Here is a 16,454-nt window from a genome sequence, read left to right on the forward strand (position 1 = left end):
AAGGTTTGCCCCAGTGAGCCAGCGCCCCAGGCCCCGCGCCCGCCGACCGTCCGAGAGGGTTCGGCAACCGACCGAGGTACGCCGTCGGCTGATCGTCGACGCGGCCCGTGACCTCATCGCGGAGCAGGGGCTGGCGACCACGACGCTGCGGGAGATCGCCAGGGCCAGCGGCGTCTCGGTGGGCACCGTGACCTACCACTTCGCCGGCCTGGACGACGTCCTGGCCGATGTGCTGCGCTCGGAGATCGAGTCGTTCTACGTCCCGCTGGCCCAGGCGGCTCGGGATGCCGAGAGCGGTGCGGAGGCACTCGGCATCCACATCGACAGGTTCTTCGGCACCGAGCCTCGCGAGGTCCAGCACGCCCGGCTGTGGCTGGACTTCTTCAGCCTCGCCGTCCGCGACTCGACCCACGCGCGCTGGCAGATGGATGCCTACGCCACCTGGCGGGCGGACATCGCTGCCGCGCTGGAGCGGGGTATCGAGGACGGCAGCTTCGAGATGTCGGACCTGGAGACGATGACCACCGACTTCATCATCGCCTTCGACGGGTTGACCATGCAGGCCTATGCCCGCAACTCGCCGTTGGGACCGCTGGGCGCGCGGGAGTACTTGCACGACTGGGTGAGACGGCACTTCGTCAGCCCGGCCACTGGTAACGATCAGCCATGACCGGCACCGAGGTCCCGGCGGAGCGGGAACTGCGGGAGCTCTACGAGTCCGAATGGCGTTGGCGCACCACGGAGCTGGGCGAGCTCGCGCACTGCTCCCCGACCGCCGTACCCGGCGGGCCGCTGCCCGACGTCAGCGCCGACCGAGAGCAGCAGCGGCGGCAGCGTTGGGAGTCCACGCTGGCCGACCTCGACCGCATCGACCCGGCCGCCCTGGGACCGGCTGCGCTGTCGGACTACGGTGTCTACCGCTATCAGCTGACCACGATGATCGACCGCCGCCGGTTCCGGATGTACGAACGACCGGCGAACGGCGACACCGCCTTCTGGAACGATCTGCTGGCCGCACCCCGCCGGGTGCTCGCCGACACCGATGACGCACGGACCTACCTCGAGCACGTCGAGTCGATGGGCGCCTTTGTCCGGGCCAATATCGAGAATATGCGCCTCGGCATCGCCCGCGGCTTCGCCCCGCCGGCCGTCACCATGGTTGGCCGGGCGAGCGCACTGCGGGAGTTCGTGACCGGCGGGCCGTCGGCGGCGGCGAGCTTCGCAAACCCGGTGCAGACCCTGCCGCCGTCGGTCAGCGCCGCTGCCAGGGCGGCCCTGCACACCGAGATCGAGACGACCGTCGTCGATCAGGTGATGCCGGCGCTGGAGACCCTGGACACCTTCCTGCGTCAGGAGTACTTCCCCCGGCTGCCGGAACGGATCGACCTGGCCAGCCAGCCCGACGGCGCCGAGTGCTACCAGGCGCAGTTGGACGAGTTCACCACCTCCGGCCTGACCGGTGAGCAGATCCACCGCATCGGGCTCGACGAGGTCACGGCACTGTCCCAGGAGATGGCGCAGGTCGCCGCCGGTGCCGGATACCGCAGCGCCGGGGACATGCTGGCGTTCATGCGCACCGATCCACAGTTCGTGGAGACCACTCCCGGCGGGCTGCTGCGCTGGGCGGCCTGGCACGCCAAGCGATTCGACGCGGTGAGCGAGCGGTACTTCGGTCGTCAGCCGCGCCGTCGGTTCGCTATCGTCGAGGTCGATCCGGAGATCGCGCCGTTCTACACCGCCGGCCGGGGCGGTGACGGCGAATACCTGCTGAACACCTACAACCTGCCGGCCCGCAAGCTCTACTCGCTGGCCGCCCTGACCTTGCACGAGGCCGCGCCGGGCCACTGCTTCCAGGTGCCGTTCGCCCTGGAGATGACCCACCTGCCCGACTTCCGGCGCGCGGACTACATCTCCGCCTACGGCGAGGGCTGGGCGCTCTACACCGAACGGCTCGGCACCGAGATGGGGATGTACGAAAGCCCGTACGACGCCATGGGAATGCTCAGCTACCAGATGTGGCGGGCGGTGCGCCTGGTCGTCGATCCGGGTGTCCACCTGCTGGGCTGGACCCGCGAGCGCGCCCGGGCCTTCCTGCGCGATCACACCGCGCTGGACGAGCACGAGGTGACCACCGAGGTCGACCGGTATATCTCCTGGCCCGGCCAGGCGACCTCCTACTACCTCGGCATGATGCGCATCCTGGAACTCCGCGCCGAGGCCGAGCAGGCGCTGGGGGAACGCTTTTCGCTGCCGGCCTTCCACGACCTGGTGCTCTCGCTCGGCTCGGTGCCGTTGTCGGTCCTCTCCGACGAGGTGCACCGCTTCGTCGCCGACGGCGGGCACTCCCCCTTCGCCACCGCGGCGCCATAGGCGTTCCGCTCACCGCACCTACCCGGCGCAGAGCGAGACTCGCTCGATCACGATCGGCGGGGCCAGCAGCTGACCCTCGGACGGCGCGGAGTGGATGGCACGCACCACCTCCATGCCCGCGGTGACCGCGCCGAAGGCGGCGAAGCCGAGTCCATCCGGGTTGCGGGCACCGCCCGCGTCCAGCTGCGGCTGATCGCCGAGGCACAGGAAGATCTCCGAGGTGGCGCTGTCGGGATCCAGCCGGCTCACCGAGATGGCACCGTCGACGTGGCGCACGCCGGTGACGTCGGTGCGCTCCAACGGAATCGGAGAGAAGTCCTGCCGTCCCGCCGCCGTGCCGGCCTGGACCACGCTGATCGGGACGGAGTCGTTGGGGGCATAGTCGCCGAGTTCCCCCAGGTCCTCCGGAATCAGGTCGTTGCCGGAGGTCTCCGGGCTCACCGTCCGGAAGAACGTGCCACCGTCATAGGCGTGGGCGTCCACATAGCGCAGGAAGTTCGCCGTGGTGATCGGCGCGGCCTCGTCGGCGAGGGTCACCTCGAAGTCGCCGAGCTGGGTCTGGAACCGGACAGTCGTCATGAGCACCTCTGCTGGATCGGGCAATGCGCCACGGGCTCCACCGAGCCTATTCCGGCCGGCCGCCAATGCCGTGACCACCCACCCGGCACACTGGGACGATGCTCCACCGTCACCCGTTCCTCAGCCTGGTCACCGGCGGTTACGTGCTGTTCGTCGGCTGGCTGACGCTGACGCCGCAGCCGACCGGGCCGGCCAACGACCTGATGTGGCGGCTGCTGACCGGGCTGCACCGCCGAGGCTACGCCGAGTGGCTGGACTACAACCGGCTGGAGTTCGGCCTCAACATCGCCATGTTCGTGCCGATCGGCATGTTCCTGCTGCTGCTGTTCGGCTCCGGAGGCTGGTGGCTGGCGGGGCTGATGTCGTTCGCGATGACGGCGGGCATCGAGTACGCCCAGCATTACATCCCCGGCCGGGTGCCGGACCCGCGCGACCTGCAGGCCAACACCCTCGGCGCGCTGATCGGCATCGGCATCGCGCTGCTGCTGACGCTGCCCGCCACTCGCCGTCGACGGCGGCGCCGGCTGACCACGACGGCCCATGCCGGATAGCCCGTTCTGACCATCCAGGACGCGCCGTGTATCGGACGCGGTGCCACTCCCCTCTTCCCTACATTGGGAGCAGGGAGGAAGAAGCATGTGGGACACCGCCGAGCCGGGGCCGGGCAGCCGCCATCTGTCGCACGACCTGCCGTGCGTGCACTGCGGCCACGCCGGGCACCGCTACCTGCCGTGCGACGCCGACTGCGGCTGCACCGACACGGCCATGCCCGGCCAGGAGCTGGTCAGGGCTGCAGGAAGACCTTGATCGCCTCTCGCTCGTCCATCAGCCGGTAGCCCTCGGCCGACTCCGCCAGCGGCAGCGTGGCGTCGAAGACCTGGCCGGGGTCGATGGCGCCACCGAGCACGAGCGGCAACAGCTCGGGCAGATAGGCGCGCACCGGGGCGACGCCGCCGGCGAGCCCGATATTGCGATCGAACATGCGTCGTACCGGCAGGTTGACGCCATGAGGTACGCCGACGAAGCCGACCGTCGCGCCGGCCCGGGCGACCGCGAACGCCGTCCGCATCGTCTCGTCGGTGCCCACGCACTCCAGCACCGCATCGGCGCCGACACCATCGGTCAGCTCCAGGACCTCCGCCTCGCCCTGCTCGCCGCGGCTGGCGACGATGTCGGTGGCGCCGAACCGCCGGGCCAGCGCCTGCCGGGGCGCGTGCCGTGACATCGCGACGACCCGCGCCGCACCCAGGGTGGCGGCGGCCAGCACCCCGCACAGCCCGACCGCGCCGTCGCCGACCACGACGGCGGTGCCGCCCGGACGTACGCCGGCCGAGACCGCGGCGTGCCAGCCGGTGGCCATCACGTCGGTCAGCGCCAGCAGCGACGCCAGCAGCTCGGGCGCCGGATCCGCCGGGATCGCGACCAGCGAGCCGTCGGCGTGGTTGACCCGGGCGTACTCCCCCTGTCCGCTGACCGTGAAGCCGCCGTCGACACATGCCGAGGTGACCCCGGCGCGACAGGCCGGGCAGGTGTTGTCGCTGTGGCAGAACGGCACGATGACGAAGTCGCCCGGCCGGAACGAGGAGACCTCGCCGCCCACCTCCTCGACGATGCCGAGGCACTCGTGGCCGATGGTCATGCCGGGCCGGATGCTGTTCTCCCCTCGGTAGTTCCACAGGTCCGAGCCGCAGATGCACGACGCCGCTACCTTGACGATCGCGTCGGTCGGCCTGCTGATCTCCGGGTCGGGAACGGTCGTGAAGCGGATGTCACGGACACCCTGCAACGTGGTCGCCAACATGCTAGGGATTATCTCACATGTGAGTTACGGTGGTCCGCATGAGTGACGGTTACAAGGGCCGCATCGGCAACCTCGTCCGCGACGCACGCACCCACCGGGGGCTCACCCAGGCCCAACTGGCCGAGCGGCTCGGCACCTCACAGAGTGCCATCAACCGCATCGAGAAGGGCCAGCAGAACCTCACCCTCGAGATGATCGCCCGCATCGGCGCGGCGGTCGACTCCGAGATCGTCTCCCTCGGCGCCGGACCGGTGCACCTGCGGGTGACCGGCCCGACCACGCTGAGCGGCAGCATCGACGTGAAGACCTCGAAGAACGCCGGCGTCGCACTGCTGTGCGCCAGCCTGCTCAACAAGGGGCGTACGACGCTGCGCAAGGTCGCCAGGATCGAGGAGGTCAACCGGCTCATCGAGGTCCTCAACAGCCTCGGCGTGCAGACCCGCTGGCTCAACGAGGACAACGACCTGGAGATCGTGCACCCGCGCGAGCTGCGCCTCGACAATGTCGACGAGGAGGCCGCTCGTCGTACCCGCTCGGTGATCATGTTCCTCGGCCCGCTGCTCCATCGCGCCGACACTTTCGAGCTCCCCTATGCCGGTGGCTGCAACCTCGGCACCCGCACCGTCGAGCCGCACATGGCCGCGCTGCGGGCCTTCGGCCTGGCCGTCAAGGCGACCGACGGCGCCTATCACGCCACCGTGGACCGCGACATCACCCCCGGCCGGCCGATCGTGCTGACCGAGCGCGGCGACACCGTCACCGAGAACGCCCTGATGGCCGCCGCGCTGCACCCGGGCACCACCACGATCCGCAACGCCTCGAGCAACTACATGGTCCAGGACCTCTGCTTCTACCTGCAGAAGCTCGGGGTCACCGTCGACGGCATCGGCACCACCACGCTGACCGTCACCGGGCTGGAGTCCATCGACGTCGACGTGGACTACTCCCCCGCGGAAGACCCGATCGAGGCGATGAGCCTGCTGGCCGCCGCCATCGTGACCGACTCCGAGATCACCATCCGCCGGGTCCCGATCGAATTCCTCGAGATCGAGCTGGCGACGCTGGAGGAGATGGGCTTCCACTACGCCCGCAGCGAGGAGTACCTCGCCGCCAACGGCAAGACCCGACTGGTCGACATCACCACCCGCCACTCGCTGTTGCACGCCTCCAGCGACAAGATCCACCCGATGCCGTTCCCGGGCCTCAATATCGACAACCTGCCGTTCTTCGCGGTCATCGCCGCCGTCGCGACCGGCCAGACCCTGCTGCACGACTGGGTCTACGAGAACCGCGCCATCTACCTCACCGAGCTCAACAAGCTCGGCGGCCAGGTGAAGCTGCTCGACCCGCACCGGGTGATGATCGAGGGCCCCACCCACTTCTCCGGTGCCGAGATCGTCTGCCCGCCGGCATTGCGGCCGGCGGTGGTGATCCTGCTGGCGATGCTGGCCAGCAAGGGCACCAGCGTGCTGCGCTCCACCTATGTCATCGCCCGCGGCTATGAGGACCTGGCCGAGCGGCTCAACGAGCTCGGCGCCCACATCGAGCCCTTCCGCGACATCAGCAACTAGTAGCCGCGACAGGCTACTAGGCCGTGCCGTTGACCCCATGACCGGGTTGCGCACGCCATACTTCGGTGCGTGAGGAAACCCCTCGGACCGCACGACGGTGTGCTGGCCTTCGCGCATCGTGGTGGTGCCTACCATCCGGAGATCGAGGGGCTGGAGAACACCCTGGCGGCGTTCCGGCACGCGGTCGGGCTCGGCTACACCCATCTGGAGACCGACGTCCACGTGACCAGCGACGGTGTGCTGCTCGCCTTCCACGACCGCGTCCTGGACCGGGTCACCGACTCCGTCGGCGCCATCGCCGACCTGACGCTCGCCGAGGTCCGGGCGGCCCGCATCGGCGGCCGCCACCAGATCCCGACCATGGCCGAGCTCTTCGAGGAGTTCCCCGAGGCGACCTTCAATATCGACCTCAAGGCACCGGCCGCCGCGGCCGCCCTCGCCGACTTCCTGGCACGCCGCCAGGCCTGGGACCGGGTGATGGTGGGCTCCTTCGGGCCGCGCACGCTGCGCCGGTTCCGCAAGCTCACCGCCGGCCGGGTGCGGACCTCGGGACACCCGGTCGAGACCGTGCTCTTCCGGCTGCTGCCCAGCGGCCGGCTGGCCGACCTGCTCACCCGGCGCCAGGTGTGCGCGCTGCAGATCCCCCACCGGCGCCGGATCGCCGGCCGGGACGTGGTCATCGCCACGCCCGGCCTGGTCCGCCGGGCCCACGCCGTCGGCGTCCAGGTCCACGTCTGGACCATCGACGCCCCCGAGGAGATGAACGAGCTGATCGACCTGGGGGTCGACGGCCTGATGACCGACCGGACGGACCTGTTGAAGGATGTGCTCGTCGAGCGCGGCCTCTGGAGGGAGCGAGCATGAGTGAGCGTCAACGAGCGCAGCGAGAGGTGACGGGGTGAGCACTGGTATCGCCGACCTGGGGCCGGTCCGCCGCCGCGCCGAGCAGCGAGCCTGGAACTGGTACGACTGGGCGAACTCGGCCTTCTACGCCACCACGCTGACCGTCCTCTTCGGCCCGCTGATGATCACCGTCGCCGGCCGGGCGGCCGGCTGCACCGACCTCGACGACACCTGCAAGCGGACCGTCGACGTGCTCGGCCTGCACCTCGCCGCCGGGTCGCTGCCGTCGTACCTCACCTCGTTCGCGACGATCCTGAGCGCCTTCATCCTGCCGATCGTCGGCGCGATGGTCGACCGGAGCGGGCGCAAGAAGATGCACATGGCCTGGTTCGCCTGGTCAGGCTCCTTCTTCGCGGCGCTGCTGTTCTTCCTGCGCGGCGAGCAGTGGCAGCTCGGCGCCGTCGCGGTGGTGGTCTCCAGCATCCTCGGCGGCTGCTCGCTGGTCAGCTACTACGCGATCATGGTCGACATCTCCGAGGAGCACGAGCGCGACGCGGTCTCGTCGCGTGGCTGGGCGTTCGGGTACGTCGGCGGCGGCCTGCTGCTGCTGGTCAACCTCGGCATGGTGCTCGGCCACGACGCCCTCGGGATGGACAAGGAGCTGGCGGTACGGCTCTCGCTGCTCTCCGCCGCGCTGTGGTGGGCGGGCTTCACCATCATCCCCGTAGTGCGGCTGCGGGACTACCCCGCCCGCGAGGGTGCCCCGGCGCCGGGCGGCCTGCTCGGACGCAGCTTCGGGCAGCTCTTCCGGACTCTCAAGGAGCTGCCGTCGTACCCGATGACGATGACCTTCCTGATCGCCTACCTGTTCTACAACGACGGCATCCAGACGGTCATCTACAGCGCCTCGATCTACGGCAGCAAGCAGCTTCACCTCGGCGAGAGCGTGCTCATCGCCGCCATCCTGCTCATCCAGTTCGTGGCCTTCGGCGGTGCCCTGCTCTTCGGCCGGGTGGCGGCGAGGTACGGCGCCTACCGGTGCATCATCTGGGGGTGCGTGGGCTGGATGGCGATCGTGGTGCTGGCCGCCTTCCTCCCCGACCGCAATGTGGCGCTCTTCATGGTCGCCGGCATCGCCATCGCGATCGTCATGGGCGGCACCCAGGCGCTCTCGCGCTCCTTCTACAGCCTCTTCATCCCCCGCGGCCGCGAGGGCGAGTACTTCGCGCTCTACAACGCCGCCGAGCGCGGCACCTCCTGGTTCGGCACCCTGGTCTTCGGACTGACCTTTCAGCTCACCGGCTCCTACCGCTGGGCCATCGTGGCCATCGTGATCTTCTTCCTGCTCGGCCTGTTCTTCCTGCTCCGGCTGGACCCGCGCCGCGGCGTCGAGGACGCGGGCAACCGGGTGCCCGCGGTGATCTGATCCGGCGTTTGCCGGAACATTGCGCGGGTCGCTACCGTTGAACACTTCGACAGGGGGATCAGGGCGCCTGCCGTCACGAGCGGTCACGGCGCCCGTCTCGAAGACACCCGGCGCGGCCGCCCGACCCGGGCTGGCCGCGGGGAACAAGGACAGGGAGGTGCCCGCATGGCGGAGCGCACACTCAGGGGGGCCCGACTCGGGGGCCAGAGCTTCGAGGACGAGCGCGGCATCGAGTTCGCCGCACGGCAGCAGGTCGGCTACCGCTGCCCGCAGGGCCATGAGTTCGAGATCACGATGGCGGTCGAGGCCGAGGTGCCGGCCGTCTGGGAGTGCCCACGCTGCGGCCACGAGGCGCTCAATGCCGACGGCACCCAGCCCGAGCTGAAGAACGAGAAGCCGGCCCGCACGCACTGGGACATGCTGCTCGAGCGCCGCTCCGAGAAGGAGCTCGAGGAGATCCTCAAGGAGCGTCTCGAACTGCTGCGCGGCGGCGAGATCGGCCCCGCGCACCTGCACCGTCCGGCGACCCGGAAGCGCCGGGCCAGCGCCTGACCAGCGCAGGGTCAGCGGCTGACCAGCGCCGGGCCAGCGGCTGACTAGCCCCCGGCGCGACGGCGGAGGGCACCGCGCAGCTGCGCCGTCCGCTCCTGGAGGCCCCAGGCAGTGACGCGTCGCATCGACTCCGAGGCGATGCCGCCGCTGAGCTTGGAGTCGCCACGCACCCGCTCGATGAACTCGATCGGCACCTCACGCACCTTCAGGCCGTGCTGGAGCGCCCGGGTGGCGAGCTCGGTCTGGAAGACATAGCCCGCCGACCGCGCCGTGGCGAGGTCGATCTTCTCCAGGGTGGTGCGCCGGAAGAGCCGGTAGCCGCCGGTGGCGTCCTTGATCGGGATGCCCAGCAGCAGCCGCACGTAGAGGTTGCCGGCACGTGAGATGGCCCAGCGGCGCAGCGGCCAGTTGACCACCGATCCGCCGGGCACGTAGCGCGAGCCGAGCACCAAGTCCGCGCCGTCGGCCAGCGCATCCAGCAGCCGGACGAGCTCCTCGGGCTGGTGGGAGCCGTCGGCGTCCATCTCGCCGATGACGTCGTACCCCTCGTCGAGCGCCCACGCGAAGCCGTGGAGGTAGGCCGCGCCCAGCCCGGCCTTCTCCTGCCGGTGGATCACGTGGACCTGCGGATCCGCGTCGGCGAGCTCGTCGGCGAGGCGACCGGTGCCGTCCGGTGAGCCGTCGTCGACGACGAGCACGTCGACCTCCGGCTGGGCGCGCCGCAGCCGGCCGACGATCCAGGCCAGGTTGTCGGCCTCGTTGTAGGTGGGGATCACCATGACGACCCGACCCAGCTGGTCGGTCAGGGATGGTGCGCTCACGTCGGGGTCTTCTCTCCGGTCGGCTCGTTGAACGGCTGCTCGAGGCTGACGTCGTCCGGTGTCGCGACAACGCTACGACGCCGAGGCCACCTGATCGAAACGGCGATCAGCGCCACCGCCGTCGTCAGCAGCACCACCCGGCCCGGCCACGGCCCCAGCCACACCGCCGGGGTGATCCCGGAGACCAGGCCGACCTGCTCGTTGAGCACGCTCGTGGTGCGCGGGCGCGCCGTCGCGATCACCGAGCCGTCAGGCGCGATGACCCCGGTCCTGCCGTTGGGCGAGGCCACCACGACGTAGCGGCCGGTCTCGATGGCACGCAGCCGGGTGATGGCGAACTGCTGCTCGATCTGGTGGGTGAAGATGAACAAGGCGTTGGAGGTCTGCACCGTCACCAGCTGTGCGCCCCGGGAGACCTGGTCGTAGAGCACGTCGTCGTAGGCGATGTCGAAGCAGATCGCGTCGGCCACCGGCACGCCGGCCACGGTCAGCGGCTCCTTGCCGGTGCCGGCCACCATGTCCCGGCCGATTCGTGAGAGGCGGCCGAAGTTCCAGCCACCAGTGAGGTCGTCGAGGACGGCGCGGAACGGGATGTACTCTCCGAACGGCACCGGATGGCGCTTGGTGTAGCGCTCCCCCGGCCCGGTGACCGGATCCCAGACGATGCCCTGGTTGTAGACGTGCCTCGACCCGCCGTCGACCATCGCGCCGACCAGGATCGGCACGTCGACGGCCTGCAGTGCGTCGAGGATCGCGGCGTGGTCGCGGGCGTCGCGGAAGGGGTCGGTCGCTGTGGAGTTCTCCGGCCACAACACGAAGTCCGGCTTCGCCGCGGTGCCGGCCGCGATGTCCCGGGCCAGCTGCTCGGTGGCCTCGGCGTGGTTGCGGGTGACCTGCCGATGGTCCCAGAGGATGTCGTTGCCCGGGCCGGGTACGTCGCCCTGCACCGCCGCGACGTCGAGGTGAGCGGTGACGTTCGGCTGCCAGGGGCGCAGGTCGGCCGCCGCGAAGGCCACCAGCACCGCCGCCAACGCACCGAACGCCGGCACCCGGCGCGGTGTCACGGCCAGCCAGGCCAGCAGCGAGCCGAGCAGTGCCAGGCCGAGGCTGACGCCGGTCGCTCCGACGTACGGCAGCGCGTCGGCGAAGGGGGTGTCCACGACGGCGTAGGAGAGCCTTCCCCAGGGCATCCCGCTGAACGGCCAGCCGCAGCGGATGTGCTCCATGGCCACCCAGGCCAGGCCGGCCCACAGCGGCCACAACCTGCTGTGCGCCAGGACCGCCACGGCCGCGCCGAGGGCGCCGTAGAACAGGGACTCGGCGCCGGCCAGGGCCAGCCAGGCGTCGGTGCCGACCGAGCGCATCCAGACGATGTGGGTGAAGTAGAAGGCGATGCCGAACGCCCAGCCGACCAGGAACCCCCGCCGCGGCGTGAGCCCCCGCACCACCAGGAAGTAGCCCGCCACCGCGAACGGCAGCAGGAAGAACAGTGTCAGCGGCTCGAACGCGCCCGCCAGAGCGAGCCCGGCGACGACCGCCAGGATCAGGCGCGGGAGGAGGCGCGGCACGAGCACACGCTACCGGGGCACTCCATGGTCGGGGGGACCCCGGCGCACGTCGGTCCAGCGCGAGCCCGGCAGGCTGCCGGGAGCACACCGTTGTCTAATGAGCCCGGGGTCCCTCCGCACCGAGTGCGTCCAGGAAGGACCCGGGTAACCTTCGCTCGCCGGACACCTTCCGTCAACCCGGCACTGACCTGGGACGACGGGCGTCTTCGCAGGTCAGAGAGGTCGCCCAGGAGCCAGATTTCCGGTCCGAATTCTCTCGGTCCCCGGCGTGTCGGCCGCGACACGCCGACGCCGCCTCGGCCGAGAAGTCTCAGATGGCCCCGCGAGAAGTCTCAGATGGCCCTTCGAGAGGTCCCCGATCGCGCTCGGTCGGTCAGCGGACGTCGTCGAGCGGACGGCTCTCGTAGTAGGTCGAGAGCACGATCGTGGTCCGGGTCGAGACGTTGGCCGCCGCCCGGATCCTGCTGAGCAGGTCCTCCAGCGCCGCCGGGGTGGCAGTGCGGACCTTGAGCAGATAGGACTCCTCGCCGGCGACCGACCAGCAGCTCTCGATCTCCGGGATGCCGCGCAGCCTCTCCGGCTGGTCGTCGGGCTCGGAAGGGTCGAACGGCCGGATCGCCACGAACGCCGTCAGCGGCAGGCCGAGCTCGGCATGGTTGACCGCGGCGCCGTACCCCTGGATCAGGCCGCGCTGCTCGAGCCGCTTGACCCGCTGGTGCACCGCCGAGGTGGAGAGCCCGGTCGCCTTCCCGAGGTCGGTGAACGACATCCGGCCGTCGGCAGCAAGCAGCTGCAGGATCCTGCGGTCGGTGGCTTCGGCCGTTGTCTCGCTCACGGCCTCACCTCTCGTTCGACCCCTGTTGCGGTCGGTTCGCTCGCCAACTCCCTCACGGCCGCCACTGTAGCGAGCCGCGCGGGCGGATCGCGTGGTTGTATTCAGACCGTGACACGACGGTTGATGCTGCTCGACACCGCCTCGCTCTACTTTCGGGCGTTCTTCGGCGTTCCGGAGATCAGGGCGGCGGACGGTACGCCGGTCAACGCGGTGCGTGGCCTGCTCGACTTCATCGCCCGGTTGGTGGACCAGTACTCCCCCAGCGAGCTGGTCTGCTGCTGGGACGAGGACTGGCGACCGCACTGGCGCGTCGAGCTGATGCCCGGCTACAAGGCCCACCGCGTCGTGGCCGAGAGTCCCGTCGGGCCCGACGTGGAGGAGGTGCCGGACCCACTCGAGGTGCAGGTGCCGATCATCGTCGAGGTGCTCGAGGCGGCCGGGATCGCCATCCGGGGCGCGGCGGGCTATGAGGCGGACGACGTCATCGGCACCCTGGCCACCGGCGCTGGCATGTCGGTCGATGTCGTCACCGGCGACCGCGACCTGTTCCAGCTGGTCGATGACGACGCCCAGGTGCGGGTGCTCTACACCGCCCGTGGCGTCAGTCGGCACGAGCTGGTCGACGACGCCTGGGTGCAGGCCAAGTACGGCGTCACGGCGGCCCAGTACGCCGACTTCGCCACCATGCGCGGGGACACCTCCGACGGCCTGCCCGGCGTGCCGGGCGTCGGCGAGAAGACGGCCGCCACCCTGCTGCAGCGGTTCGGGTCGCTGGCCGGGATTGTCGCCGCCGCGCAGGACCCTGACAGTGGCATGGCGCCGGGGCCGCGCGCGAAGATCAATGCTGCCTCGGCGTACCTCGAGGTGGCGCCGCGGGTGGTCGCGGTCGCCCGTGACCTGCCCCTGGAGCGCGGCGGCCTCGAGCTGCCGCGGGTGCCCCGGGAGCCGGACCGGCTGGCCGAGCTGGCAGAGCGGCTCAATCTCGGCGGCCCGGTGGACCGGCTCTTCGCCGCCCTTGCCGGGCGCTAGACACGACGGTCAAGCTCGTCGAGCGGGACACGATGGCTCGCCGCCGCAGGTCGAGCGCGTCAGTTTGCGTCCGGTCACCCGGTTTTGGGTGTCACTTTGCGTCCAGTCACCTGGTTTTGGGTGTCAGTTTGCGTCCGGTCACGGGGAGGGGTGGCTAGTCGAGGCCGGAGTGGGCCACGACGCCGCGCTTGAGGCGGTCCACCACCTCGCGGGCGGTACGCCGGACGGGGCGGTCCCCGGCGGCGTTGGCGACCTGGCCGGCCAGGTCGATGAGCTGCTTCATCCAGCGCACGAAGTCCCCGGCGGCGAGCTCGACGACACCGAGCACGTCGTCGAGGTCGTCGCCTTCCGCCCACCGGTAGGCGGCCCAGGCGAAGCCGAGGTCGGGCTGACGAAGGAAGTCGAGATGGTGGTCGCGCTCCAGGGCGTAGAGGTCGCCCCAGATCCGCACCATCTCGGCGATGGCGGTCTTGGCACGGCCGCCGGGCAGCCGCGGGGCCGAGGCGTCGTCGGGGCGGCGGGCCTCGAAGACCAGCGTCGACAGCGCCGCCGCCAGCTCGGCGGCCGAGAGCGAGTCCCAGACCCCGGCTCGCAGCGACTCCGCGGCCACCAGGTCGAGCTCGGAGTAGAGCCGCATCAACGGCCGGCCCAGGTCGGTGACGCCGTCCTCGGCGAGATAGCCGAGCGCGTCGAGCACCTCGCAGACCCGGTCGAACTGCCGGGCGACGGTGTTGGTCCGCGACTCGACCCGGCGCGCCAGCGTCTCGGCGTCACGATGCAGCTTGAACCACCGCTCCGCCCACCGGGCATGGTCCTCGCGTTCGGGGCAGCCGTGACAGGGATGGCCCCGGAGCTGGGCGCGCAGGTCGGCGATCTCCCGCTCCACAGCGGCCGGCAGGCCCTTCGCGCCCCCGTCGGCGCGGGAGGGCCGGGAGCGCGGCAGGTCCCGGGTCCGCTCGCGCAGCGCGCTGGCGAGGTCGCGGCGCAGCTGCGGGTTGCGGCCGTTGAAGCTCTTGGGGATCCGCAGCCGGGTCAGCGTTTCCACCGGTGCCTGGAAGTCGATCATGCCGAGTCGGCGGGCCTGCCGGTCGAGGGTGACGACATAGGGCCGGGGGTTGTCGCGGTCGAAGCCGGGGTCGACGACGACCGCGATCCCGGCGAACTTGCCCGACGGCACCTCGATCACGTCGCCGGGCTTGAGCCGCTCCAGCGAGGCGACGATCTCCTCGCGTCGGTCGGCCCGTCGGGCGCGGGAGGCGTCCTTCTCGACGTCGCTGATGCGATGGCGCAGCGCGGCGTACTCCATGAAGTCGCCGCGATCGCAGTTCGCCGCCTCGCGATAGCCGTCGAGGGCGTCCCCGGCCTTGCGCAGCTGACGAGCCAGGCCGACCACCGCCTTGTCGGCCTGGAACTGCGCGAAGGACTGCTCCAGCAGCTCGCGTGAGCGGGCGCGGCCGAACTGGTTCACCAGGTTGACCGCCATGTTGTACGACGGCCCGAAGCTGGACCGCAGCGGGTAGGTGCGGGTCGAGGCCAGGCCAGCCACCTCGCGCGGGTTCATGCCGGGCTGCCAGAGCACCACACCGTGGCCCTCGACATCGAGGCCTCGGCGCCCGGCACGGCCGGTGAGCTGGGTGTACTCCCCCGGCGTGATGTCGGCGTGGGTCTCGCCGTTCCACTTCGTGAGCTTCTCGATGACCACGGTGCGGGCCGGCATGTTGATGCCGAGAGCCAGTGTCTCGGTGGCGAAGACCACCTTGATGAGACCGCGCAGGTAGAGCTCCTCGACCACCTCCTTGAAGACCGGCAACATGCCGGCGTGGTGGGCCGCGACGCCGCGGGTCAGGCCGTCGAGCCAGTCGTGGTAGCCGAGCACGTGCCGGTCCTCGCCCGGCAGGTCGGCGCAGGCCCCCTCGACGAACTCGAAGATCTCGTCGCGCTCCTCGGCGCTGGTCAGTCGGACCCCGGCCGCCAGGCACTGGGTGACAGCGGCGTCGCAGCCGGCACGGCTGAAGATGAACACGATCGCGGGCAGCAGGCCGTCGCGGGCCAGCGCGTCGATGACGTCGACTCGCGACGGGATCCAGATCCGCCGGCCGTTGCCGACCTGCCTCGCCCCTTTCCGAGAGTCGCGCGGGCTGCGCCGGTCCCGGATCCGAGTGGAGGCCCAGTCGTCGCGGGCCAGCTTCATCAGCTCACCGTTGACCGGCGCCCCCTCCTTGACGAAGCCCGCCGCCGCGTCGACGTCGGAGGAGGCGAACAGGTCGAGGATCCGCTTGCCGACCATCACATGCTGGAACAGCGGCACCGGCCGCCGCTCCTCCAGGATCGTGGTGGTGTCGCCACGGACCGTGGAGAGCCACTCGCCGAACTCCTCGGCATTGGACACCGTTGCGGAGAGCGAGACCAGGGTGACCGAGTCGGGCAGGTGGATGATGACCTCCTCCCACACCGCGCCCCGGGACCGGTCGGCGAGGTAGTGCACCTCGTCCATGACGACGTACCCCAGGCCGAGCAGCGTCGAGGAGCCGGCGTAGAGCATGTTGCGCAGCACCTCGGTGGTCATCACCACGATCGGCGCCTCGCCGTTGACGGTGTTGTCGCCGGTCAGCAGGCCGACCTGATCGGGTCCGTAGCGGGCCACCAGGTCGTGGAACTTCTGGTTGGAGAGCGCCTTGATCGGGGTGGTGTAGAACGCCTTGCGTCCCGTCGCCAGCGCCAGATGGACGGCGAACTCCCCGACGATGGTCTTGCCGGAGCCGGTCGGCGCGGCGACCAGCACGCCACGGCCCTCCTCGATCTCCCTGCAGGCGCGCACCTGGAAGTCGTCGAGGGGGAAGTCGTAGAGCGCCGCGAAGTCCCGGAACACCGGGTGCTTGCGATCCTGCCGGTACGACGCGTACCGCTCTGCTGGGCTCTTGGGGCCAGGAGAGAGCTCGGCGTCCATGCCCACCAACCTAGCCGAGTCGGCAGAAGTGCTGGTCCCAGAAGTGCCGAGTCGGCAGAAGTGCTGGTCCCAGAAGTGCCGAGTCGGCAGAAGTGCAGGCGCTCGACCTGCA

14 protein-coding genes are annotated in these 16,454 nt (G+C 70.4%); 8 read left to right on the forward strand and 6 right to left on the reverse strand.

What is annotated here, in order from left to right; translation table 11 throughout:
- The first annotated feature begins 13 nt into the window (after positions 1-13).
- Positions 14-670, forward strand: a complete 657-nt coding sequence (locus QM595_RS17025; RefSeq protein ID WP_415172773.1) for a TetR/AcrR family transcriptional regulator — start codon at positions 14-16, stop codon at positions 668-670.
- Positions 667-2,370 (forward strand): DUF885 domain-containing protein, encoded by a 1,704-nt coding sequence (locus QM595_RS17030; protein WP_415172774.1) that lies wholly within the window; start codon positions 667-669, stop codon positions 2,368-2,370. Before QM595_RS17025 ends, QM595_RS17030 begins: the two co-directional genes overlap by 4 nt.
- An 18-nt stretch (positions 2,371-2,388) precedes the next feature.
- Here QM595_RS17030 and QM595_RS17035 read toward each other — a convergent pair whose 3' ends face one another.
- Positions 2,389-2,949, reverse strand: a complete 561-nt coding sequence (locus tag QM595_RS17035; protein WP_415172775.1) for a peptidylprolyl isomerase — start codon at positions 2,947-2,949, stop codon at positions 2,389-2,391.
- Positions 2,950-3,047: 98 nt separating this feature from the next.
- Between QM595_RS17035 and QM595_RS17040 the strand changes: the two genes are divergently transcribed.
- A complete protein-coding gene (locus QM595_RS17040) occupies positions 3,048-3,500 on the forward strand; it encodes a VanZ family protein (protein ID WP_415172776.1) in 453 nt (150 codons plus the stop codon).
- A gap of 233 nt (positions 3,501-3,733) precedes the next feature.
- On the opposite strand, the gene QM595_RS17045 is transcribed toward QM595_RS17040, so the two are convergent.
- A complete protein-coding gene (locus QM595_RS17045) occupies positions 3,734-4,750 on the reverse strand; it encodes a zinc-dependent alcohol dehydrogenase family protein (RefSeq protein WP_415172777.1) in 1,017 nt (338 codons plus the stop codon).
- A gap of 38 nt (positions 4,751-4,788) precedes the next feature.
- On the opposite strand from QM595_RS17045, the gene QM595_RS17050 reads away from it, so the two are divergent.
- The 4 genes from QM595_RS17050 (at position 4,789) to QM595_RS17065 (ending at position 9,142) form a co-directional block, all read left to right on the forward strand.
- Positions 4,789-6,321 (forward strand): UDP-N-acetylglucosamine 1-carboxyvinyltransferase, encoded by a 1,533-nt coding sequence (locus QM595_RS17050; RefSeq protein WP_415172778.1) that lies wholly within the window; start codon positions 4,789-4,791, stop codon positions 6,319-6,321.
- Between the two features lie 69 nt (positions 6,322-6,390).
- The gene (locus tag QM595_RS17055; protein WP_415172779.1) at positions 6,391-7,185 is read left to right on the forward strand and encodes a glycerophosphodiester phosphodiesterase family protein; all 795 of its coding nucleotides are present in this window, start codon (positions 6,391-6,393) and stop codon (positions 7,183-7,185) included.
- 34 nt (positions 7,186-7,219) lie between these two features.
- Positions 7,220-8,590, forward strand: coding sequence for an MFS transporter (locus QM595_RS17060; protein WP_415172780.1), 1,371 nt, complete (start codon positions 7,220-7,222; stop codon positions 8,588-8,590).
- Between the two features lie 165 nt (positions 8,591-8,755).
- Complete coding sequence (locus QM595_RS17065) at positions 8,756-9,142, forward strand: RNA polymerase-binding protein RbpA (RefSeq protein WP_415172781.1); 387 nt, start codon at positions 8,756-8,758, stop codon at positions 9,140-9,142.
- Between the two features lie 44 nt (positions 9,143-9,186).
- Here the strand turns inward: QM595_RS17065 and QM595_RS17070 are convergent, their stop codons facing one another.
- The 3 genes from QM595_RS17070 to QM595_RS17080 form a co-directional block, all read right to left on the reverse strand.
- On the reverse strand, positions 9,187-9,963 hold the full coding sequence (locus tag QM595_RS17070) for a polyprenol monophosphomannose synthase (protein ID WP_415172782.1): 777 nt from the start codon (positions 9,961-9,963) through the stop codon (positions 9,187-9,189).
- Entirely contained in the window at positions 9,960-11,531 is a 1,572-nt protein-coding gene (gene lnt, locus QM595_RS17075; protein ID WP_415172783.1) for an apolipoprotein N-acyltransferase, read from the reverse strand. Before lnt ends, QM595_RS17070 begins: the two co-directional genes overlap by 4 nt.
- Positions 11,532-11,904: 373 nt before the next feature.
- Positions 11,905-12,366: an Lrp/AsnC family transcriptional regulator gene (locus QM595_RS17080; RefSeq protein ID WP_415172784.1), complete on the reverse strand. Its 462-nt coding sequence runs from the start codon at positions 12,364-12,366 to the stop codon at positions 11,905-11,907.
- A gap of 123 nt (positions 12,367-12,489) precedes the next feature.
- On the opposite strand from QM595_RS17080, the gene QM595_RS17085 reads away from it, so the two are divergent.
- On the forward strand, positions 12,490-13,395 hold the full coding sequence (locus QM595_RS17085; RefSeq protein ID WP_415172786.1) for a 5'-3' exonuclease: 906 nt from the start codon (positions 12,490-12,492) through the stop codon (positions 13,393-13,395).
- A 154-nt stretch (positions 13,396-13,549) separates the two neighbouring features.
- Here the strand turns inward: QM595_RS17085 and QM595_RS17090 are convergent, their stop codons facing one another.
- Positions 13,550-16,342, reverse strand: a complete 2,793-nt coding sequence (locus tag QM595_RS17090) for a DEAD/DEAH box helicase (protein ID WP_415172785.1) — start codon at positions 16,340-16,342, stop codon at positions 13,550-13,552.
- Between the last annotated feature and the right edge of the window lie 112 nt (positions 16,343-16,454).

Origin of the sequence: Nocardioides sp. (genome assembly GCF_047607185.1) — a bacterium.
Taxonomy (GTDB): Bacteria; Actinomycetota; Actinomycetes; order Propionibacteriales; family Nocardioidaceae; genus Nocardioides.